Annotated in this window: 16 protein-coding genes; 10 read left to right on the top strand and 6 right to left on the bottom strand. The window is 61.5% G+C overall.

The features are described from left to right. Nucleotides 1–12: 12 nt before the first annotated feature. The gene (locus CRO62_RS05880) at nt 13–4,452 is read right to left on the bottom strand and encodes an amino acid adenylation domain-containing protein (protein WP_097099547.1); all 4,440 of its coding nucleotides are present in this window, start codon (nt 4,450–4,452) and stop codon (nt 13–15) included. Between the two features lie 81 nt (nt 4,453–4,533). On the opposite strand from CRO62_RS05880, the gene CRO62_RS05885 reads away from it, so the two are divergent. The 10 genes from CRO62_RS05885 to CRO62_RS05930 all read left to right on the top strand — a co-directional run bounded on the left by CRO62_RS05885 (nt 4,534) and on the right by CRO62_RS05930 (nt 16,946). Beyond that, nucleotides 4,534–5,709, top strand: coding sequence for an isochorismate synthase MenF (locus CRO62_RS05885; RefSeq protein WP_097099548.1), 1,176 nt, complete (start codon nt 4,534–4,536; stop codon nt 5,707–5,709). 18 nt (nt 5,710–5,727) lie between these two features. Next, entirely contained in the window at nt 5,728–7,347 is a 1,620-nt protein-coding gene (locus tag CRO62_RS05890) for a (2,3-dihydroxybenzoyl)adenylate synthase (RefSeq protein WP_097099549.1), read from the top strand. A gap of 73 nt (nt 7,348–7,420) precedes the next feature. Then, a complete protein-coding gene (locus tag CRO62_RS05895; RefSeq protein ID WP_097100397.1) occupies nt 7,421–8,290 on the top strand; it encodes an isochorismatase in 870 nt (289 codons plus the stop codon). 13 nt (nt 8,291–8,303) lie between these two features. Beyond that, nucleotides 8,304–9,059, top strand: coding sequence for a 2,3-dihydro-2,3-dihydroxybenzoate dehydrogenase (dhbA, locus tag CRO62_RS05900; RefSeq protein ID WP_097099550.1), 756 nt, complete (start codon nt 8,304–8,306; stop codon nt 9,057–9,059). 30 nt (nt 9,060–9,089) lie between these two features. Continuing rightward, the gene (locus CRO62_RS05905; protein WP_097099551.1) at nt 9,090–9,803 is read left to right on the top strand and encodes a 4'-phosphopantetheinyl transferase family protein; all 714 of its coding nucleotides are present in this window, start codon (nt 9,090–9,092) and stop codon (nt 9,801–9,803) included. A 129-nt stretch (nt 9,804–9,932) separates the two neighbouring features. Further along, a complete protein-coding gene (locus CRO62_RS05910) occupies nt 9,933–11,846 on the top strand; it encodes a PhoX family protein (protein ID WP_097099552.1) in 1,914 nt (637 codons plus the stop codon). Nucleotides 11,847–12,008: 162 nt separating this feature from the next. Beyond that, the gene (locus tag CRO62_RS05915) at nt 12,009–12,404 is read left to right on the top strand and encodes a cupin domain-containing protein (RefSeq protein WP_003518141.1); all 396 of its coding nucleotides are present in this window, start codon (nt 12,009–12,011) and stop codon (nt 12,402–12,404) included. 219 nt (nt 12,405–12,623) lie between these two features. Next, nucleotides 12,624–14,255, top strand: a complete 1,632-nt coding sequence (locus CRO62_RS05920; protein ID WP_414896250.1) for a SulP family inorganic anion transporter — start codon at nt 12,624–12,626, stop codon at nt 14,253–14,255. Continuing rightward, nucleotides 14,239–14,856 (top strand): ParB-like protein, encoded by a 618-nt coding sequence (locus CRO62_RS05925; protein WP_097099554.1) that lies wholly within the window; start codon nt 14,239–14,241, stop codon nt 14,854–14,856. The genes CRO62_RS05920 and CRO62_RS05925 overlap by 17 nt, the downstream gene beginning before the upstream one ends. Further along, the gene (locus tag CRO62_RS05930) at nt 14,853–16,946 is read left to right on the top strand and encodes a mechanosensitive ion channel domain-containing protein (RefSeq protein ID WP_097099555.1); all 2,094 of its coding nucleotides are present in this window, start codon (nt 14,853–14,855) and stop codon (nt 16,944–16,946) included. Before CRO62_RS05925 ends, CRO62_RS05930 begins: the two co-directional genes overlap by 4 nt. Before the next feature lie 24 nt (nt 16,947–16,970). Here the strand turns inward: CRO62_RS05930 and purU are convergent, their stop codons facing one another. From purU to CRO62_RS05955, 5 genes are all read right to left on the bottom strand, one after another. Beyond that, entirely contained in the window at nt 16,971–17,855 is an 885-nt protein-coding gene (gene purU / locus CRO62_RS05935) for a formyltetrahydrofolate deformylase (RefSeq protein WP_013762268.1), read from the bottom strand. A gap of 90 nt (nt 17,856–17,945) precedes the next feature. Continuing rightward, nucleotides 17,946–19,214, bottom strand: a complete 1,269-nt coding sequence (gene glyA / locus CRO62_RS05940) for a serine hydroxymethyltransferase (protein ID WP_097099556.1) — start codon at nt 19,212–19,214, stop codon at nt 17,946–17,948. 17 nt (nt 19,215–19,231) lie between these two features. Further along, complete coding sequence (soxG, locus tag CRO62_RS05945) at nt 19,232–19,786, bottom strand: sarcosine oxidase subunit gamma family protein (protein WP_179784465.1); 555 nt, start codon at nt 19,784–19,786, stop codon at nt 19,232–19,234. A gap of 13 nt (nt 19,787–19,799) precedes the next feature. Continuing rightward, on the bottom strand, nt 19,800–22,790 hold the full coding sequence (locus tag CRO62_RS05950) for a sarcosine oxidase subunit alpha (protein ID WP_097099558.1): 2,991 nt from the start codon (nt 22,788–22,790) through the stop codon (nt 19,800–19,802). Further along, on the bottom strand, nt 22,787–23,107 hold the full coding sequence (locus tag CRO62_RS05955) for a sarcosine oxidase subunit delta (RefSeq protein ID WP_097099559.1): 321 nt from the start codon (nt 23,105–23,107) through the stop codon (nt 22,787–22,789). Before CRO62_RS05955 ends, CRO62_RS05950 begins: the two co-directional genes overlap by 4 nt. Nucleotides 23,108–23,117: the final 10 nt, after the last annotated feature.

Here is a 23,117-nt window from a genome sequence, read left to right on the forward strand (position 1 = left end):
CAATGACGCGGCTCATGCCGCAGAAGCGGGTAAAAGCGAACTGACCTGTTTGGCGTTTCGGCACCGTAAAAGCTGTTGCGGCGTCAATTCCACGCCAAAGGCAGTGCGTATCTCGGCCGAGACGGTTTTCAGATGCGAAGGCAAAAGGCCAAGCGCCAGCAGATCGCTGCTCGTGTCCACATTCGCCGGTTTTTTGCCCAGCACGCCGAGATAGATATCCAGCACCCGGCGATCGCCCTGATCGGCGGCTTTGACTGTTACAGCCGCGGGTGCCTTTACCGGTTCCGCTGCCATCAGCAATTCGCGGGCGCGGCGGCGATCCGGCTTGCCATTGGCCGAGAGCGGCAGATCGGCCACATTGAGAAAGCGGCCGGGCACATGCGATTCCGGCAGATGCCTGCGGGCGAAATTGCGCAGATCGGCGGTGGAAAGCTCAAGACCGGGCATCGGAACATAAAGCACGCCGATAGCGGCCTCACCCTTTTGCTCGGCACCGTAATCCACCACCAATACACGCTGGATGGAGGGGTGGCGGATAAGTTCATTTTCCACATCCGGCAGCGAGACCCGCACCCCGCGAACCTTGACGTAACCGTTGACCCGGCTTGCGAACATGATCTTGCCATCCGGCCGGTAACGGCCCCGGTCTCCGGTGCGGAAAGCGCGCACCGCATATCCATCCGTATCGCTGACCGTTACGAAATCCGTCTGGGTAATGGCACCATTTTCCAGATAGCCGATCGCCACATTCACGCCCACTGTGTGGATGCGTCCGACAACGCCCTCCGGGCAATGGCCGCCCCGATCGTTGAGGATGAAGTAGCGATTGCCGGGCAAGGGATGCCCGTAGGGTATCGCCGTGGTATCGGCTGCCACGATCTCGTGCCAGATGCTCCAGATGGTCGTTTCCGTCGGCCCGCCCAGCGATATCAGCCGAAGCTCAGGTTTCAGCCGGCGCAACTCCTCGACAACCACGGGCTTGATGTAATCACCGCCCTGCGCGACGAGCCGGAGCGAGCCGAGCTGGTCGCCACGACGGCAGGACAAGAGCATCTCAAGGATCGCCGGCACCGAGCACCACAGCGTAACGCCGTGTTCGGCCACCAACTCGTTCCAGCGGACCGCATCCTTTTCCTCGCCGGGTTCCGGCAGCACCAGCGTCGCACCGGCGGCAAGTGCACCGAAAACATCGAAAACCGACATGTCGTGGTGCAAGGGCGTGACCGAGATGAAGACGTCGTTTTCCGTCACCGCCCATTCCGAAAGCGTGCTGCCGATGACATTGGCCGTGGCCCTGTTAGAGAGCACGACGCATTTCGGTTTGCCAGTGGTGCCGGAGGTGTAGAGGTAATAGGCGGGCGCTTCGCTTGCCGAAAGTGCCGCCAGTTCCGCCGCGTTAACGGGCAAGCTGGAGGCGGCTGGCGCGGAGAGAAGTTCATCGGGATTGATGGCGTCGAAGCCTTCAGGAACACTACGGGCAACGATCATGGCCGGGCGGCAATTGGTCAGCAAATACCGCAGGCGGTCTTCCGGCGAGCTCGCATCGATCGGCACCCAGATGGCGCCGATAAGTGCAGCGGCCAGCGTGACGGCCGTGTGCTCCGGGCTGCGCGGCAGGCACACCGCTACGACATCGCCCCGGCCAATGCCGCGCGTCTTAAGGCCCGCCATCGCCCGCGCCACCGCGTCGCCAAGTTCGTGATAGGAGATGCGCCGTTTGCCGTTGATGAGGGCCGTGCGCGATCCGTCTCCTTCGAAAAGATGCGAGGCGATCCGTTCCAGGAATGGCGGGCAGACGAAGTTCCGCTCGTCGCCATTCAGCCGATAGTGAGACAGGTCGACGATCTCGCGGAAATTCATCGAAAACGTCCCGCTGGCGGTGATCGCGGTAATCGCACGCTCTATGGCACCGAGAATGCCAGCTACCATTCCGGCATCGATCGCCTGCTCCGCATAGTCGATAGCAAGGACGAGATCGCCATTCGGATCTTGCGAAAAACGGAAATCCAACGCGACTTGGGGCGTCTGGGTAAGCCCGTCCGTCCACCGAAGCGTCGAAGCTTGCGAAAGCGTGGGCCATGAAAGACCGTTGGTGATGACGACAGGCAGGGCGAGCCCACCCGGATTGGCGTTGAGAAGGATGCGATTGAGATCGATCCCTGAAAAAGCCAGATGATTGAGGCCCTCAAGCACATCGGTTTGCAAAGCTGCGGCCCGCTCCGCAAAATCGCCCTTGCCCGCATCCCATTTGACCGCGATGAAGCTCGAGCGATTGGCAAACGCGCCTTCCACCTGCGGGGCGACGGGAATGCCGACGACGAGGGCACCTTCGTTCAGCCAAAGCGACAGCACATCGAGGATTACCGCCGTCAGCGCCGAATTCTTGAACAGCCGCTCTTTCGCGCCGATCCGTGAAAAGGCGGTAAAGCATTGTTTTTCCACGGTCAGGCTCTGGCGGCTGTAACGCGAAACGGCAATGGTTTCGAGCGGGGCTTTCCACGGCAGTTGCGAGGGCACTTCCGCACCCTCAAGTTTCTCAGCCCAGTATGCGGCATCCTCGGCACGGGCCGCTGCTACATCTTGCTGCGCGGCGGTGGCTGCGACGGCTAATGCGGGCGGCACAACATCATCGAAGAGGTCCGCCGCAAGGCTGGCTATTCCCCGTCCGTCGAGAATGAGGGCGTCGAAACGCAGGAAGACCGCCACGCTGTCCCCCACCGCAACCTCCGGCAGACGAAACACCGTGACCTGCCAGGGAGAGGCGGCAAGATCGAAATGGGAATGGGAGAAATCCTGCCGCACGGTGCCGATCCGCTGTTCGGCTTCGGCAGCGGACAGGTCCGAAAGATCAACAATATCAAGGTTTAGCTTCGGCTCCTCCGAGACCACCTGCACCAGACGCCGCTCATCGATGTGGGTGCGCAGGCTTTCATGCCGCTCGACCATTGCGGTGAGGCGCGAGCGAAACAATGCCGGATCGATATTGCCGCGATATTCGCGGAACTCCTGCATCGCCACGCCGCTCAGCGGCAGATGGGTGCCGCGACCGAGCAGATAGGCCTTTTGCAAGGCTGAGAGTGGCCGTTCCATGGATTTTCCTTTTGTCTGCGCTGTCGCTTCCGGCGCTTGCAAGCCTAATCGCGCCACGGTCTCGGAAACGAGATCGGGACTGGCGGCGAGGTGGCGAAGAAGGGCGGTATAGGCGTCGAACAGGGCTCGCAGCCAGCTTTCCGGCAGCGCATCGAGCCGCACATCCCAGTTGATCAAAAGCCCGCCATCGAGTGCTGCGACCTGCGCATCCAGCGCAACTCCAGGCCCCTGCGAGACGGTGTGGATCATCGGGCCGAACACGCGCCCCACATTTTCAGAAAACAACTCGCCCCCGGGCAAATCGACACCCGCGGTAAAGACAACCGGTGAGGTCTGCAAACCGCCGCGCAGGCGGGACAGGTCGCGCATGACGCTGACCCCGGGATAGGACTGGTGCGCCAGGAGCCCGTTCATCTCTCCGAACAGCCGTCCAAGCAGTCGCTCAAGGCTCTCCTCAGGCCGGATATCAACGCCAAGCATGAGCACATTGGAGAATTCGCCGACGATGCCATCGACCCCTTCCACCAGCGGCGCACGCCAGAAAGCCGGCACGGAAAGCCGGAACTTTTCCGCATTCGTCGCCTGCGAAAGCACCACTGCAAAGACACCAAGCAACAGGGTCGACGTGGTCACACCGCAGCGCCGCGCCACCCGTTCCAGACTGCTGCGTTCAGCCGGAGAAAGTCTTGCTGCAAGGCGATCGGTGTGAACGGCGCGTGACGGGTCGTCGGGCAAAAACGGCAGTGGTGGTGCCTCCGGAATATCGGCAACATGTTGCCGCCACCACAGCCGGTCCCGCTCACGCCGGGCTTTGAGTTCCGGATCGGATGCAAGACGTTCCGCCCAGCTGAAAAACGATGGTGGTGTATCCCCCAATGGCTCGAGTTCGTTCGCGTCGGCGTCATAAAAGCGGGCGAGATCTTCCAGCACGATACGCATACTGGCGGGATCGATGGCCAGCATGTCGGTATCCACATGCAGCCTGGCGCGACCTGCGGGCAGCAGGCTGAGCGACACTGCCGCCGGCGGGGCAACGTGCAGATCGATCTGGCGATGGCTCCACGCCTCACGTTTGGCGGCAAGACGGTGCGCAAGCGCCTCCTCATTGAGAGCCGCCATGTCCTCCACGTCGAGGCGGAGCGGCCGGCCGGCGGGGTCCACCGTCTGTCGCCCTTCCACATCGATCCTGAGGCTGAGCATGGGGTGACGCCGGCAAAGCCTTTCGACCGCGACGGCCAGTCTTTCCGCCTCCAGCCCCCTGCCTTCGAACTCGAGATAAAGATGCGGCGTAACTTTTCCGAGTATCCCGTCCGCCTCTCGGCCGACCCAGTAGGCAACCTGCATGGGGGTTAAATTTAGCATGTGAATTTGCACCGATTGACAAAACATGATTATCATAATCAAGTATAAGCCACCGTCAACCACTCGCACAGGAGGCATCCCATGAAAACGGGAGCACTCAGGACGAATGACGTCGATTCCGACGAAATTACTGATTTTGATAGAGAATTTCTGTTCACTTCTGGCTCGGGCGAACTGCGTGCCAGAGGCATTCGCGAAAGGATAACGATTCCTGCCCATGGCGCCGAAGACGCGGGAAGCCCTTTGCAGAAGGCGATAAGGGCCGCTTTTGAGAGGGCGCGCAGGGCCGGACAGGACAATCCCATCGCCATTGGCGCCATCCCCTTCGATGTCAACGAGCCATCCTGCTTATATATCCCCAACAACCATGAGTGGAATCCAAAGGGTACCGCTTCGATCTCGACTGATTCGGCCATGCCAGCGCTTCTCGGCCAGAACAGCCTGCCCGATGAAAATGGTTTCAAGCGCGCCGTCGAGCATGCCATCGTCAATTTCCGCCATTCCGATGTCCGCAAGGCAGTGCTTTCGGTAGTGCGCGAACTGACCTTCGCCTCCGAGGTCAATGTCGAAAGATTGCTGGCCAGCCTCGCCAAACAGAACCGCGAGGGTTACCAGTTTCGCATTCCGCTGCCCGATGGCGGCGATCTGATTGGCGTGAGCCCCGAACTCCTCATCCGCAAGCAGGGTGAAAAAGTCATCTCGAACCCGCTCGCGGGCTCGGCAAAACGCATGGCTGACCCGGTGGCGGACAAGGCCAATGCAGACCGGCTTTCGGCTTCGGAAAAAGACCATTACGAGCATAGCCTCGTGATCGAGGATATCCGCTCGCTGCTTACACCTTGCTGCACTGAAATCGACGTTCCCGAAAAACCCTCCCTCATCAACACGGCCGCTCTCTGGCATCTTTCGACGCGCATCGAGGGCCGCCTTGCTGATCCCGACACCAATGCGCTGCAACTCGCGTGCCTGCTGCATCCCACACCTGCTGTTTGCGGTTTCCCCACCGAGCGCGCCCGCCGGCTTATTCGCTTCGTCGAGCCTTTCGAGCGTGGGCTGTTCACCGGCATGGTCGGCTGGACGGATGCCGAGGGTAACGGCGAATGGGTGGTGACAATCCGTTGCGGCACTGTGCAACAGCAAACTGTGCGGCTGTTCGCAGGCGCCGGCATCGTTGAAGCCTCGGAACCTGAATCCGAATGGGCCGAGGTGCAGACCAAGCTCAAGACCATGCTGAACGCCTGCGGTCTTTCTGCCTAATTTTCCCAGGGACACACCATGACAATCGAATTTGAACGCTGGCCCGAAGATCTGGCGCGCCGATACCGCGACCGCGGCTACTGGATCGACAGACCGCTCAGCGACATCCTCACCCAGCAGGTGGAACTTCGGCCGGACGCGACCGCGCTGATCTGCGGCGACCGCCGCTTCACCTATGCCGATCTCGACCGGCAATCTTCCAATCTTGCCGGGCATCTGGCTGCCGCCGGTATCGGCACGGGCGATACGGCACTGGTGCAATTGCCTAATATCGCGGAGTTCTATCTCGTCTTTTTCGCTCTGATGAAAATCGGCGCTGCACCCGTCAATGCGCTTTTCAGCCATCGCCGGCTGGAGATGACCTCCTATGCGGAACAGATTGCGCCAAAGCTGGTGATCGGCTCGCGTTCCCACGAGCTTTTTGCCAATGACACGTTTCTGGAGGCGCTGAAGCTTACCTCTCCGCAGCTTGCCGTAACGCTGCTGCTTGGTGAGACGGAACCGCAGCGCAGCCTCGAACAATGGCTCTCATCACCCGCCGAAAATGCGCCGCATTACGGCCCTTCGGCAGCCGATGAGGTAGCGTTGTTCCAGCTTTCCGGCGGCAGCACCGGAACACCGAAACTGATCCCCCGCACGCATAACGACTATGACTACAGCGCCCGGGCCAGTGCGGAAATCTGCGAGCTGACGCCGCAGACCCGTTTCCTCTGCGCCATTCCGGTGGCGCATAATTACCCCATGAGTTCGCCGGGTGCGCTTGGCGTGTTCCACGCTGGCGGCACCGTGGTAATGGCGGCCAATCCCGAGCCGCTTGCCTGCTTTGACCTCATCGAAAAACATGGCATCGACATTGTGCCTCTGGTGCCGCCGGCCGTGGCGCTGTGGTTGCAGGTGGCGCCCGCCCATCGCGAACGGCTGAAATCCCTCAAGCTGCTGCAGGTCGGCGGCGCAAGCTTTGCTGAAGCTTTAGCCCGTCAGGTGCCGCAGGTGCTGGGTTGCGCCCTCCAGCAGGTCTTCGGCATGGCGGAAGGTCTGGTGAACTATACCCGCGCCGGTGATCCCGACCATATTGTCTTCACCACGCAAGGGCGGCCGATCAGCCCGGATGACGAGATCCGCATCGTTGACGAGGACGGCAACGACGTTCCAGAAGGCGAAGCCGGCATGCTGGCGACGCGCGGCCCCTATACGTTCCGCGGATATTACCGCGCCGCCGAGCACAGCGCCCGCGTCTTCGACAACCAGGGTTTTTATTATTCCGGCGATGTCGTTCAGCGCACGCCCGAAGGTTACCTGCGGGTGGTTGGCCGGGTGAAGGACCAGATCAATCGCGGCGGCGAGAAGGTCGCATCGGAAGAGGTGGAAAACCTGATCCTGCGGCATCCGGATGTGACGCATGCCGCACTGGTGGCGATGCAGGACGAACTCCTCGGTGAAAAAAGCTGCGTCTTCGTCGTTTCCCGCAATCCCGCTCTGAAGGCACCGGCCATCCGCCAGCATCTCTCCGGTCTGGGTGTTGCGGATTACAAGCTGCCGGACCGGGTGCGTTTCATCGACACCATGCCGCTCACTGCCGTCGGCAAGATCGACAAGAAACGTCTGCGCGACATGCTCGCAGCGCCCGTCCCGGCGTAACGGAGCGTGCACGCCTCAACCATTTGAAAACTGCGTGTCGCCCATGCCGATGCGCCAAACCCTCGAGGTCAATATGACGATCCCCACCATTTCTGATTATCCGATGCCGGTCGCAGCAAGCTTTCCGGCCAACAAGACCAAATGGCAGCCGGACGCCAAGCGCGCCGTGCTGCTCATCCACGACATGCAGCGTTATTTCCTGCGGTTCTACGAGGCCGACGGCAAGTTGATGACAACCCTCATCGACAATCTTGCAAAGGTAAAGGCATGGGCAGTTCAGAACGGCGTGCCGGTCATCTACACCGCCCAGCCGCACGACCAGCCTGCCGCCGACCGCGCGCTTCTGAACGACATGTGGGGACCGGGCCTGACCGTGGTCGACCCGGAGTTGCAGAAGGTCGTGGACAAGCTTGCGCCGACGCCCGACGATGTGGTGCTGACCAAATGGCGCTACAGCGCCTTCCAGCGTTCAGACCTTGCCGAGCGCATGAAGGGGTGGGGCCGCGACCAGATCATCATCGGCGGCGTCTATGCCCATATCGGCTGCATGATGACGGCTGTTGAAGCCTTCATGAAGGATATTCAGCCCTTCATGCTGGGTGATGCCGTCGCCGATTTTTCCGAAGCCGAACACCGCATGGCGCTGCAATATGTGGCAACACGCTGCGGCGTGGTGATCGACACCGCAAGCCTTGCCGGCGCGGGAGAGACCACCGATATCAGCGAATGGCTGAAGGCCCGCGTCCTGCAAATGGTGGAGGACGAGAGCGACATCGACCCGGATGAGAACCTCATCTTCTATGGGCTGGATTCGCTGCAGGTGATGAAGCTTGCCGGCGAACTGAAGGAACGTGGCGTCATCGTGGGCTTCGAAGAGCTTGCCCGCGTACCGACGCTATCTGCCTGGTGGGCGCTGATCGAAGAAAAGCGGCTCGCGGCCTGAGCGGACGGACAAGATGATGCAGAACAGATTTAACGGGCGGCGCGTGCTGGTGACGGGTGCCGCGCAGGGCATCGGTCGCCGCATCGCCGAGCGTTTCACCGAGGAAGGGGCCGAGGTCATCGGCCTTGACCTCATTGCCGATGCAACCGATGCAACCTTCCGCCAGATCACGCTCGACATCACGGACGCGGCGGCAGTGGCGGCGGCGAGCAAGGCGATCGAGAAGGAATGGGGCGGGCTAGACATTCTCGTCAACGCCGCCGGCATCCTACGGCTCGGCGACAGCGAAAGCCTGACACCGCAGGACTGGAACGCCTGCATGGATGTCAATGCTGCGGGGCCGTTCTACCTGCTGCGGCAATGGAGCGGCGTCTTCAAGCGGCAGCGGCGTGGGGCAATCGTCAACATTGCCTCCAACGCCGCCGTTGTGCCGCGCATCGGCATGCTCGCCTATTGTGCTTCCAAGGCCGCACTTGTCAGCCTCAGCCATTGTGCAGCACTTGAACTCGCGCCCTATGGCGTGCGCTGCAATGTGGTGTCGCCCGGCTCCACCGATACGCCGATGCTGGCCGGCATGCTGAACGATCCTAGCGGCAAACAGCGACTGGTCGCCGGTCTTCCCGAGCAGTTCAAGCTCGGTATTCCGCTGGGCAAGATCGCGCGGCCGGACGACATCGCCGATACGGTGCTGTACCTCGCCTCCGATCAGGCAGGCCATGTGACGATGCAACAGATCGTGGTCGATGGCGGCGCCACGCTTGCCGCCTGAGCATCGGTCCGCGTGATGAGGATGACAGACATGGCCAACGCGCCGGCGTTTCACGGCGAAGCTGTTTCCGGCGATCCACCCCAGGCCATCTGGCCTTGGCCGGACGACAGATGCGATTGTCATTGCGTCAGCCTTCATTACAGCGCCGAAGAAGGGCGCGGCGGCAGGGTCCCTCCCTTGCCGCCGCAGCTTTTGCGCGCTGCGCCCAGACGCAAGGCGGAATTTATCGCCGGGCGCAGATGTGCTGCAGAAGCCATACGCCGTCTCACCGGCCGCGCCGCCTTTCCCGGCATGGGAGAGGATCGCGCCCCTATCTGGCCCGAAGGCGTGGTCGGCGCGATTTCCCACAGCCACGAGCGGGCAATTGCGCTTGCAGGCTCTTCCGAGCGGTTCTGCGGCATTGGCATCGATATCGAAAGGCTTCTGAACGAGGAGGAAGCTTGCGATATTGCCCCGCAGGTACTGACCGCGAACGAACGCCTCAGTCTTGGAAACGACATCGATCCCTTCATGACCGGGCTGATCTTTTCGGCCAAGGAAAGCCTGTTCAAAGCGCTTTATCCGACCGTCAGACGTTTGTTCTTTTTCGAGGCGGCGGAGTTATGCGGCTATGAAGAGTGCGGTTCAGCATCCCTTCGGCTGACGACCGACATCAGCGGCGAGTGGCGCAAGGGAAAGGACATTCCTTTCCGCTTCTGCCGCTTCGAAGGCTTCCTGCTCACCCGTATCCTTCTCCCGCACTAAGGGAAAAATACAGAATTCTCTCCTGTGAAGATCATATTTAAAGCCGTTCTTCCCGTCATTTGTGTGAAACACTGAAACGGTACGCACCGTGTTGGAATGATTCCAAACATGCAACGGTGGAGATACGATATGACCGACATCGATACGAGCAAGCTTTCCTGGGATGCGTGGGACGAGCTGCAAAACCCGCCGCCGGCCGAAACCGATTTCGACCGCGTGGTCGAAACCGCGATTTCCCGCCGCGGCTTTCTCGGTGGCGTGCTTGCCTTCGGTTCGGCCGCAGCAGCCATGGGCACGCTCGGCAACCTGATGACCAGCACCTCGGCGGAAGCGCAAGAAGCCACAGCCGGCCGTTTCCCCTTCAAGCCGGTGGCTGCCGCGACCGACCACACCATTCACGTGCCGGAAGGCTACAGCTGGAAGCCGGTCGCCAAGTGGGGCCAGCCGCTGTTCTCCAACGTGCCCGACCTCGACCCTGCCAAGGGTGTCAGCGTTGAAAACTCCGACAAGGTCTTCGGCGAAAACACTGACGGCATGGAACTGTTCATGGTCGGCAATCACCAGCTGATCGCCGTCAACCATGAATATGTGAACCCCGAAACCAACCTGCCGCATGCCGAAAAGGGCAACCCGAAAACGGCCGACGACGTCAAGATCCTGCAGAACATGCAGGGCGTCACCGTCATGGAAGTTGCGGAAGGCACCGAAGGCTGGGAAATCGTTCTCGACAGCCCGTTCAACCGCCGTATTCACCACAACACCCCGATGAAGCTTTCCGGCCCGGCCGCAGGCTCGGACCTCGTCAAGACCGCCGCCGATCCGAAGGGTATCGACTGTCTGGGGACCTTCAACAATTGCGGCGCCGGCCGCACGCCCTGGGGCACCTACCTCACCTGCGAGGAAAACTTCAACGGCTATTTCGGCACCGCTGATGCCGCCTTCAAGCTGCCGGATGACTACAAGCGCTACGGCATCGTCGCCGAGACCCGTTACGCCTATGAGAAGTTCGATGCGCGTTTCGATGTCGCCAAGAACCCCAACGAGCCGCGCCGCGCCGGTTACGTGGTCGAGATCGATCCTTCGGACGCCTCCTCCACCCCGATCAAGCGCACCGCACTCGGCCGTATCAAGCACGAAAACGCCGCTGTGGTGATCGCCCGTGACGGCCGCGTGGTGGTTTACATGGGCGATGACGAGCGTGGCGAATTCCTCTACAAATTCGTCTCCAACGGCATTTACGTGCCCGGTGGCGACACCTCGAAACTGCTAGACGAAGGCACGCTCTACGTCGCCAAGTTCTCGGACGACGGCGCTGGTGAATGGCTGGCTCTCACGCCTGAGACGACAGGCATGAAGATCGATGAAATCTGCGTCTTCACCCGTCAGGCCGCTTCCAAGGTGGGCGCGACAACGATGGACCGCCCGGAATGGGTCGCCATCAACCCGGTCGCCATCGAAGCCTATTGCGCCCTTACCAACAACAGCCGTCGCGGCGAAATGAAAGACGGCAAGTTGCGCGCCAATGCTGGCGGCGACGCCATGGCGATCAATGCCGCCAACCCGCGCGAGAAGAACGAATACGGCCAGATCGTGCGCTGGTACCCGGAAAACGACGACCACGCGGACGGCAAATTCAAGTGGGACCTGTTCTGCATGGCCGGCAACCCCACCGTTCACAAGGATGCCTATGCCGGCTCTTCGAACATCAACGAAGGCAACATGTTCAACTCGCCCGATGGCATGATGTTCGACTCGACCGGTCTCCTTTGGATCCAGACCGACGGAGAGGACAGCAACGAGGGCAACTTCGCCGGCCAGGGCAATAACCAGATGCTGGCAGGCGATCCGGCCACCGGCCGTATCGAGCGTTTCCTGACCGCGCCGAAGGGTTCCGAAGTCACCGGCCAGACATGGTCCGGCGACAAGCGCACCCACTTCGTCGGCATCCAGCACCCCGACGCCCCCTTCCCGGATGGCGAAGGCAAGCTGCCGCGCTCCACCGTTATCGCCATCAAGCGTGACGACAACGCGCAGATCGGCTGACGCTTTGGCTTAGGCGGAACCGGGTCTCGGCATAGCGGAGATCCGGTTCCTGTCACCGTGACCAAGGGTCGATCCGGCCTGACTGAATTTTCACTCGCCAGTGGACAAGAGAGGCATTCCCGCTTCAAATCCCCCCACACGATACCAGTCAGGAGAATGACCATGGAAATATTGCGCGCGGGAACACGGGCCTCAACCAAAGGCCCCGAGGCATGGTTTACCGGCACGGTCCGTATCGATCCTCTGTTCAACCCGTTCGATGCAGAGCGGGTGCAGGGCGCTCAGGTCACCTTCGAACCAGGCGCGCGAACCGCATGGCACACGCACCCGCTCGGACAGACCCTGATCGTGGTTTCAGGGTTTGGAAGGGTGCAGCGCGAGGGTGGCCCCGTGGAAGAAATCCGCCCCGGCGATACCGTGTGGTTCGCACCGGGCGAAAGGCACTGGCACGGGGCGGCACCCGATGTCGCCATGACGCATATCGCGCTTCAGGAAGTGAAAGACGGCAAGGTCGTGGACTGGATGGAGCACGTCACGGACGATCAGTATGGTGGCTGAAGCGGCCTGGCCGAAATGGCGCTCGTCCTGCCTGCCGGACGATCTCTAGCGTTAAGCAACATCCGTAAGGGCCGAAATATTTCGGGGGCGCGATTTAAACTTTGACTCGTATGTGCATTGGGTGAACCTTCATCGCGTCGCGGGAACATGGTGGAGAATCGTGATCTTAACCGGTAGAATTGTCCTTGCCCTTATTGCCGCCAATGCGGTTGCAATTCCATGCCCATGACACTCAACCGGCGCGATGTGGTGGCGGGGTTGTCGATTGCCGGCCTGATGTTACCGGAAGCGATCGCCTATTCGGGGATTGCCGGCGTTCCAGCCCAGCACGCCATCCTTGCCGCCATCATGGGCTGCATCGTCTATGCCATTTTTGGCCAGAGCCGTTTTGCGGTCGTCTCGCCCACATCCTCCTCCGCCGCAATCCTGGCGGCAATGCTTGCGACGCTCTCGGTCACACCAGCGCAAAAGATGCTGCTCGTTGCCATTACGGTCATTCTGGTGGGCCTGCTGTTTCTGCTTGCGGCTGCCACGCGGCTCGGCGCCCTGTCGAGTGTGATCTCGCGCCCGGTGCTGCGCGGTTTTGCCTTCGGCCTCGCCATTCTGATCACCATAAAGCAATTGCCGAGCCTCTTCGGGATAAAGGCGCAGTCGGGCGAGCCGCTTTCCATTCTCCTGCAAATCCTCTCCCGCCCGCAGGACTGGAGCCTTGAAAGCATCGCCGTCGGCGTTGCGGCACTTGCCGTGCTGCTTCTCCTGCGCAGGCGTCCCGCCATTCCCGGCAGCCTCGTCGTCATCGTGGCAGGCATTGCCATCTCGATCCTGCTCAACCTTCAAAGTCGGGGCGTCGCCGTCGTCGGCCAGATCGATCTTGCCGGCATATGGGCCGGCCCGTTTTCGGTGTCGCTCGATGATGTCGCGCATGTTGCCCGCTTCGCGCCGCCACTCGTCCTCATTCTCTTTGCGGAATCATGGGGCACCATCCGAAGCTTTTCGCTTCGCCATGGCGAGATTGTCGATTCCAATCGCGAACTCAGAGCATTCGGGCTTGCCAATATCGCCAGCGCGGCCATGCAGGGCATGCCGGTTGGTGCGGGTTTTTCCGCAGGCGCAGCAAGCGAGGCGGTTGGGCCGCAAAGCCGGCTTGCCTCTGCCATCGCCGCAATCGGCCTTGCGGTCTTCAGCCTGCTCGCCGCCAGCTGGTTCGCTTTCATCCCGGAAGCGGTCCTTGCCGCCGTGATTGCCGTGGCGCTGCTGCATGCGCTCGACCCCGCGCCGATCATCCGTTTATGGCGGCTCGGCAACGACGCCTATCTGGCACTTGCCGCTGCAGCCGGCGTACTTGCCTTCGGTGTGCTGAACGGCATGCTTGTCGCAGTCGCCCTTTCCTTCGCCGTCTTCGTTCGCCGGCTTTCCCTGCCGCATGTCATGCATCTTGGCCGGCTGGGCGATAGCCATGACTTTGTCGACATGGAACGCCACACGGATGCGAAGGATGTGTCAGGCATGATTATTCTCCGGCCCGCACAGCCGCTTTTCTTCGGCAATGCGGAACCGATCCTTGCCGCCGTTACCAAATACATCGTTGCGCGGGCGGAACTGCACATCGCGATTGTCAGCCTTGAGGAAACATTCGAACTGGATTCCACCGCGCTTGATGCGTTGCTGGAGTTCGATGCAGCGATGCAGCGCAGCAGCATCGTCGTCTATTATGCGCGCATGCACGACCATGTGCAGGATCTGCTGCTTGCCGGCGGCGGATCCGACATGGTGGCGCGCAGCAATTTCAGTGTCGATGATGCCGTGACGGCGGCCATGCATCGGGAGGACAGCCGTGCCACACAATCTTGAACCGCATCTCACCCCGGTTGAAATCACCTCACTCAAACCAACGCAGATGACAGTCGGTCTGCGCGAGGTGAAGGACAAGCGCCGGCAATGGGCCGCCATCCGTGAGGAAAAGGGAGCCGACTTCCTCGGACACCACATGGTACCCGTCGTCCTTGGTCACAAACAACGTCTTTATCTGGTGGACCACCACCACCTCGCTTTGGCTTTGCATGAGGAAGGCGTGAAACATGTCCTGACCAGCATCGTAGCCGATCTTTCCCATCTCGGCCGACAGGAATTCTGGTCGGTGATGGACCATCGCAACTTCGTCTATCCTTTCGACGTGGATGGCGTGCGCCATCCCATCGAAAACCTTCCCAAACGGATCGTCGATCTCGAGGACGATCCGTTCCGCGCGCTGGCCGGCGCGGTTCGCGACGCTGGCAGTTTTGCCAAAATAGACGCTCCCTTCAGTGAATTCCTCTGGGCGGATTTCCTGCGCCGCCGGGTGGGTGGCAAGAAGGTGCGACATTCCTTCGAGGACGCTGTGGAGGAAGCGATGCAACTGGCACGCTCGCGCGATGCGCGGCATCTGCCTGGATGGTGTGGAGCGGACCGATGACCACCCTTCCCTCCCTTTTCCGATTGATGGCGGCTGCCATCGCAGTTTTCGTGCTGGGCGCGGCGAGCCTGCCTGCGCAGGAACTGCCGCCGCCAGCGAAACCGGCCCCTACGGAACAGACGACAGAGCAGAAAGTCGACCAGTTGCTACAGCTTCTGGGACAGGACGATGTTCGTGCCCTTCTCACACAGAAGCTTGCAGCAGCCGGCACAGAGCAGCCGCCAGAACTGACGCCGCAGAGCCAGTTGAGCGATCTCGACCAATGGGCAAGCAAGCGGCGCGAACACCTAGGCCGCCTCGCAAGGGACCTGCCCGGCATGTCCACGCAGATCATCGCGGCGCTGGGAAGGCTTTGCGACGAGATCAGCAACTACGGTGCAGCCGTCTTTTTACTGCATGTATCCATCCTGTTCGGTGCGGGCCTTGCCGGCGGCATTGCCACGAACCGGATCATAGCGATGCAGGCCTCCCGCAGGAACGGAGCGGATATCGGCAAGGAGGCCTCGGCTGTCGTATCGCGGAGGCTTTTGCCTGTCTTGGGCTACGGCATTGCTGCCACCGCCATGTTCCTTGCCATCCAGTGGTCACCTTTGCTGAGCGCCGTTCTCCTGCCCTGGCTTGCAACCAGCATCGTGCTGCCGCTGCTTTTTGCCTTCACGGGCCTGCTGCGGAGGGTCGTTGGCCGCGAGGCCAATGCCCGGCGCGATTTCTGGATCGTCCGCTGGACATGGCTCCTGACGCTTGCCGGCATCTTCTGGGCATTGCTCAGGACGCTCGAGAATCTCGATGTCCCGCGTGACACGCTCGGGCTTCTGTCCTCCGCCATGGTCGGCCTACTGTTCCTGCTCGCATGCATCTGGATCTGGCGTCGGCCGGTCGGCGATCCCGGTTCGGAGCGGGCAAGGTCAATCGATATCGCGCTGATCTTCGGCCTCATCATCCTCTTCGGGTTGCGGCTCGCCGGCGCCGGGGTCCTGTTCTGGATCGGGCTTTATGCGTTGGTTCTACCCGGCCTTGCCTCGACGCTTGGCATCGCGGCGCGAAAGCTGGCAACCGACATCGGCACCTATGGGGAAAGCGATCTTCGCCCGGTACTGGTCGAGCGAGGCGTGCGGCTTGCAATCGTCGGGACTGCCATCCTGTGGCTGATCTTCCTCGTGCGCGCCCATCCGAATTCCCTGCCCGATGGCGCATTGCTGACGTCGATCGTCGTCGGCGTCCTGCACGGGGCGCTGATCCTGCTTCTTGCCGATCTCGTCTGGATCGCCATCAAGTCGATGATCGCACGGCGGCTGGAGTTGAGTACACCCGCCGGCAACCCGATGAGCGGCCAACCGGGCGGGGGCCAGCCGCAAGATGACCGGCTTTTGACCATTCTGCCGATCCTGCGCAACATGCTCGGCATCATCATCGCCGCGGTTGCAGTGATGACGGCGCTTTCGGAACTCGGCGTCAATATCGGGCCACTGCTGGCAAGCGCCGGCATCTTCGGCATCGCCATCGGTTTCGGTTCGCAGACGCTGGTCAAGGACATCATCAGCGGCGTGTTCTACATGATCGACGACGCCTTCCGCGTCGGCGAATACATCCAGAGCGGTTCCTACCGCGGCACGGTGGAATCCTTCAGCATCCGCTCTGTCAAACTGCGGCACCATCGCGGCCCGATTTTCACCGTTCCGTTCGGATCGCTCGGCGCCGTCGAAAATATGAGCCGCGACTGGTCGATCGACAAATTCCTCGTCACCGTCGCCTTCGATACTGACATTGCCAAGGTCCGGGCCATCGCCAAGGATATCGGCAAGGCGCTGAAGGAAGACCCGGAATTCGGACCGTTCCTGATCGAAACCGTCAAGCTGAAGGGCGTCGAGCAATTCGGCAAATATGGCATGACGCTTGGTTTCGGCATGATGCTGCGCGCCGGCGGGCAATCCTCGATGGTGCGCCGCAAGGCCTATTCGATGCTGAAGGATGCCTTTGCGCAAAACGACATCCAGTTCGCGAGCATGGCGGGCGCTTATCCCGCATCTACACGAAGCGCGCGGCCACAGGAGCCCGAAGCAGGCGACGGGACGGGGCCGGTGGAAGAATAGGCCACCGGCAGCCGCGCCCCAACCTTAGCCCATTCGTTCGGACATATATTCGCCCGGCGAAGCGGGAAAAACCACGGTCTTGTTGCCGTTGAGGAAGACACGGTGATGGATATGGGCATGAATGGCGCGCGCCAGAACCTGGCTTTCCACGTCCCTCCCGAGGCTCACATAATCCATGCCGCTCTGGGCATGGGTGACGCGGATCGTGTCCTGTTCGATGATCGGGCCTTCATCGAGATCAGCGGTGACGTAATGGGCCGTCGCGCCGATCAGTCGCACGCCGCGCTCATAGGCCTGCTTGTAAGGGTTTGCGCCCTTGAAGGAAGGCAGGAATGAATGGTGGATGTTGATGATGCGGCCAGACATTTCCTGGCACAGCCGTTCTGACAGAACCTGCATGTAACGCGCCAGCACGACGAGTTCCGCGCCTGCATCGCGCACCACCTGCAGTATGGCCGCCTCGGCTTCCGGTTTCGTCTCCGGCGTGACGCGAATGTGGTGAAAGGGAATATCCTCGTTCACCACCTGCTTTTGGTATTCGAGGTGATTGGAGATGACAGCGACAATCTCCACAGGCAATGCACCAATGTGGGAACGATAGAGCAGATCGTTCAGGCAATGGCCGAAGCGTGAAACCATGATCACGACTTTCGTTTTCCGCGAGAGATCATGGATATCGTATTCCATGTCGAAATCGGCGGCGACGGAAGCGAACCCTGCGACGAGAGCAGCGGGTTCCATCCCTTCTTCAGAAACGAAGCTCAGCCGCATGAAGAAGCGGCCCGTTTCCAGGTCGGTGAATTGCGAACTGTCGTTGATGTTGCAGCCGGACCGCGCGAGATATCCGGACACGGCGGCAACGATGCCGCTGCGTGCCGGGCACGAAACTTTCATGACATAGCTGGTCAAATCCTGCTCCCCTTGATGGATCAGCGATCGGGCACATTGGCGGTGATGCCGCCCAGCCCGATCATGGCTAACGAGACCGATAATAGCGTGTTACGCGCCGTAGATCGGGAAGTCCTCACACAGCGCTGCAACCTCGGCCCGCACGTTCGCCTCAATCTCAGCATTGCCTTCGGCACTGACAGCCAGCGCGTCGATGACGCGCAGGATCAGCACGCCGATCCGCTCGAATTCGGCCACGCCGAAACCGCGCGTGGTGCCGGCCGAACTGCCGAGCCGGATACCCGAGGTGACGAAGGGCTTTTCCGGGTCGTTGGGAATTGAGTTTTTGTTGCAGGTGAGGCCTGCCCGCTCAAGAGCGATTTCGGCAACCTTGCCGGTGACGCCCTTCGGACGCAGGTCGACCAGAACCATGTGGCTGTCGGTTCCACCAGAAACGATCCCCAGACCGCCATCCGTCAGCACTCGCGCCAGAGCCTGTGCATTGGCGATGACCTGACCGGCGTAGTCGGCAAAGTCCGGCCTCAGCGCCTCGCCGAAGGCCACGGCCTTGGCGGCGATGACATGCATCAGCGGGCCGCCCTGATTGCCGGGGAAGACGGCCGAATTCAGCTTCTTCGCCAGATCGGCGTCGTTGGTCAGGATGAAGCCGCCGCGTGGGCCGCGCAGGGTCTTGTGGGTCGTGGAGGTGACGACATGAGCGTGCGGCACCGGATTTGGATATTTGCCGCCAGCGATCAGGCCGGCATAATGGGCCATATCGACCATCAGATAGGCCCCTACCTCGTCGGCGATCTTGCGGAAGCCTTCGAAATCAATCTGACGCGGATAGGCCGAGGCGCCTGCGACGATCAGCTTCGGTTTCGTCTCCAGCGCCTTTGCCCGCACCTTTTCCATATCGATCAGATGCGTCTCGGCATCCACCTCATAGGAGACGACATCGAACCACTTGCCCGACATGGTGACCGGCGAACCGTGGGTCAGGTGGCCGCCATGGGCCAGCGAAAGCCCCATGATCCGGTCGCCCGGCTGAAGAAGCGCCAGAAACACCGCCTGATTGGCCTGCGCGCCGGAATGCGGCTGAACGTTCGCGAACTCCGCGCCGAAAAGTTGCTTCAGCCGGTCGATGGCGACCTGCTCGACCTTGTCGACGAATTCGCAGCCGCCATAATAGCGTTTGCCGGGATAACCTTCGGCATATTTGTTGGTCAGCACCGAGCCTTGCGCCGCTAGAACGTCGGCGGACACGATGTTTTCCGAAGCGATCAGCTCGATCTGGGTTTTCTGGCGATCGAGTTCCTCGGCGATGGCGTCGGCGATCACCGTATCCGAAACGGCATTATGGGACAGACGGTTGAGCATTGTTTCCTCCTCAAGGATCAGGCGATTTCGGCGGCAAGTTCCTTGCAGCCGGTTTCAAGCAAATGGCCGAGATGCGGCGCGAAACTGTTCCAGATATCCATACGGAAACCATCCGGCGCATCGCGCCACAGCACCACGGTCACGCCATCGAAAATCGTTCTGCGGGCCTCGCCAACCGGAATGGTGTCGAGGTCACGGGCGCAGCCGAGTGTCAAAAGCTCGGCGGCGAGCGGCCCCTTGATCGAGAGCGTCACTTCCCGCCCGGAAATATCGACGAGACTATGCGGATGGCCGGCATAAACGCCTGCACAGGCCGCAATCACCCCGTCGACCGCGCCAACGGGAGCAAGGATCGTCCATTCGTCGGGGCCAAGGCGCACGGCCTCGATTTCGCCTGCAGCAGTGCGAGCGCCGATCCGGTCGGGCAAGGTCAGGCCAAGGGCGGTATTGAGCGGTACCAGATCGCCGCGCGCACGCAGCGACAGCCGCCCTTGCGCGGCCAATATGCTGACCCGGGCTGCTTTGCTCTCGGCCAGCGTGCCGGGAACGGGGGAGGAAACGCGCATGTTCATTGTCATCTCCGGGTCAGATCTTCAGGCGGGTGTTTTCGGGATCGACAAAGACCATCCCGGTGATTTTTGCGGCAATCGTGCGTTCGGGCATCGGAATATAGACGGTCTCGCCCATCCGCTCATGGCCGCCCTCGACCAGCGCCAGCGCAATCGGCTGGCCAACAGCATCCGAATGATAGGATGAGGTGACATGACCGACCATTTTCATCGGGATCGGCTGTTTTGGATCGAAGACGATCTGCGCGCCCTCTTCCAGCTTCGAGCGGTCTTCGGTCAGAAGACCGACGAGGTGACCGCGGCCCTTGGCCACGAGATCGGGGCGAGCGAGACCGCGCTTGCCGACGAAATCCGGTTTGGTCTTGCCCACCGCCCAGCCCATCGCGGCATCATAGGGCGTGACCGTGCCGTCGGTATCCTGGCCGACGATGATGTAACCCTTTTCGGCACGCAGCACATGCATGGTTTCCGTGCCATAGGCGGTGATGCCGTATTGCTGACCCGCCTCCCACAGGATTTCCCAGAGCTTGCGGCCAAGCCGCGCGGGCACGTTGACTTCGAAGCCGATCTCGCCGGTGAACGACACCCGGAACAGCCGCGTCGGCATGCCGGCCACCGTGCATTCCGCGCAGGACATATGCGGGAAAGCCTCTTCCGTCAGCTCGACGCCTTCGACCAGCGGAGCGAGCAGCTTTGCCGCGTTCGGGCCGTTCAGCGCAATGGTAGACCATTGCTCGGTGGTGGAGGTGAGCCAGACGTTTAGATCCGGCCATTCGGTCTGGAGGTAATCCTCCATCATGTTCATCACCCTTGCCGCACCGCCGGTGGTGGTGGTGACGTGGAAGCGATCCTCGGTCATGCGGCCGATGACGCCGTCGTCGCGAATGAAGCCGTCATCACCCAGAAGCAGGCCGTAACGGCAGCGGCCGGGCGCGAGCTTCGACCACGGGTTGGTGTACATGCGGTTCATGAACTCTACCGCATCCGGCCCGACGACCTCGATCTTGCCGAGCGTCGAGGCGTCGAACATGCCGAGGCTTTGCCGCACCGCCCGGCATTCGCGGCCGACTGCCGCATCCATGTCCTCACCTGGTTTGGGGAAGTACCAGGCGCGCCGCCATTGGCCGACCGGTTCGTAAACCGCGCCATGCTCCTCAGCCCAGCCGTCGATCTGCGTCTTGCGCGTAACCTCGAAATGCTGGCCGCGATGATAACCGGCGAAAGCGCCGAAGGTCGTCGGCGTATAGGGTGGGCGGAAGGTCGTCAGGCCGACTTCCGGCTGGCGTTTGCCGAGCGCTTCGGCAGCGATGTTGAGGCCGTTGATATTGGACATTTTGCCCTGATCGGTCGCCATGCCGTTGGTGGTGTAGCGCTTGACGTGCTCGATGGAGCGCATGCCCTCGCGCACGGCCAGCCGCAGATCCTTGGCGGTCACGTCGTTCTGGTAATCGACGAAGGCCTTGGCCTTGCCGGCATCGCGATCGCTCGGCAATTCCGTCAGCGATACGCCGCTGCCGGTGCGGTCGTGCTCCACCGCATAGTCGCGGGTATCGCCCGTCTTGCCCAGGGCTGCAGCGATCTTCCGGCCCTGCTCGGCGCCATCCTTCAGCGCCGCTTCAATGCCCCAAAGCCCGCGCCCGGCGCCGGCAATTGCGCAATCCTCATTGGTCATGGCAGGCAGGAAGGTGGTCCGCTGGTCGTCCCAGGCAAGCTTGCCCTGCGTATGGGAAAACAGATGCAGCGACGGCGTCCAACCGCCAGACATCAGCAACGCATCACAGGCGATTTCCTGCCCCGCGCCGACTGTGGGGCCATTCACCGGATTGACGCGGACCGATTTGACACGCAGCCGGCCCGAAGTCGCCGTCACGGTATGCGACAGCCGCACCGGAATGCCGAGCGCGCGCGCCTCGTTCACCAGTTCCTCGCGCACCTTCGCACGGGTATCGACGATGGCCTGCACCCGCGCGCCTGCGCCATGAAGATCGAAGGCGGCATACCAGGCGCTGTCATGGCTCGTCACCACTACCGGCCTGTTGCCGACCTTGACGCCGTAGCGGTTCAGATAGGTCTGGGCGGAGCCCGCCAGCATCACGCCCGGCCGGTCGTTGCCATGGAAGACCAGCGGTTTTTCGAGAGCCCCCTGCGCCAGCACCACATGGCGCGCCCGCACCCGCCACAGGCGTTCACGCGGCATGTCCTTGGGCACGGTTTCGAGATGGTCGGTCAGCTTTTCGCAAAGGCCGATCATGTTCTGGTGGTAATAGGCAATCGCCGTCGTGCGGGTCATGACCCTGACACCGCGCTCCTTCAGCGCCTTCAACTCGTCCGCCAGCCAGTTCCATGCTGGCTGGCCGTCGATCTGCGTCTGCGGCTCGGACAGCAATGTGCCGCCGGCTTCGGCATTTTCGTCCACCAGCACGACCTTCAGGCCTTCCACCGCAGCTGCGCGCGCCGCAGCAAGACCCGCAGGACCGGCGCCGACGATCAGCACGTCGCAATGCAGGTTGCGCGAGGCATAGGTATCTGGGTCTTCTTCCGTGGGCGAGACACCGAGACCGGCCGCCGCGCGGATGAAGGGCTCATAGACCTTGTTCCAGAAGCTCTTCGGCCACATGAAGGTCTTGTAGTAAAAGCCCGCAGAAAACAGCATATAGGCCATATCGTTGACTGCGCCGATATCGAATTTCAGGCTCGGATATTTGTTCTGCGAGGTGGTTTCCAGCCCGCTCCAGATTTCCTGCACCGTGGCGCGCGTGTTCGGCTCGAACCGGCCGGAGCCGCGGCGGGTGCCGATCAGCGCATTCGGCTCCTCGGAACCCGCCGCAACAGGGCCGCGCGGGCGGTGGTATTTGAACGAGCGGCCCATGAGATGTACGCCATTGGCGAGAAGCGCGGAGGCGACCGTATCCCCCTTTACACCGCGATAGGTCTTCCCATCGAAGGTAAAGCTTACCGAGCGGGCGGCATCCACCCGGCCATGGCCGGAAACGCGATAGGAACTCATTTCGACACCTCAGAGCTGGCTGGTGCGCTGGATAGGGAGGAGAGATCAGGACGCGGCTCGCCTGCGCTATAGGTCGTCAGGAAACGGTCGCTCACCGTGTCGCGCACCGCATTGAAGAAGCGGCCGCAGCCATGCAGGTGCCGCCAGCGCTCGAAATGCGGACCCCTAGCGTTTTCGCGGATGAACAGGAATTCTTCCCACTGTTCATCACTCTGAGATGAGGGGTCGGCCGCGCGCACGACATGGGCCTGCCCGGCATAGGTGAATTCGGCTTCGGGCAGCGTTTCATGGCAATAGGGGCAACGGATCAGCAGCATGGGTTAGCTC

Origin of the sequence: Rhizobium sp. AN6A, assembly GCF_900215635.1 — a bacterium.
GTDB classification, from domain to species: Bacteria; Pseudomonadota; Alphaproteobacteria; order Rhizobiales; family Rhizobiaceae; genus Agrobacterium; species Agrobacterium tumefaciens.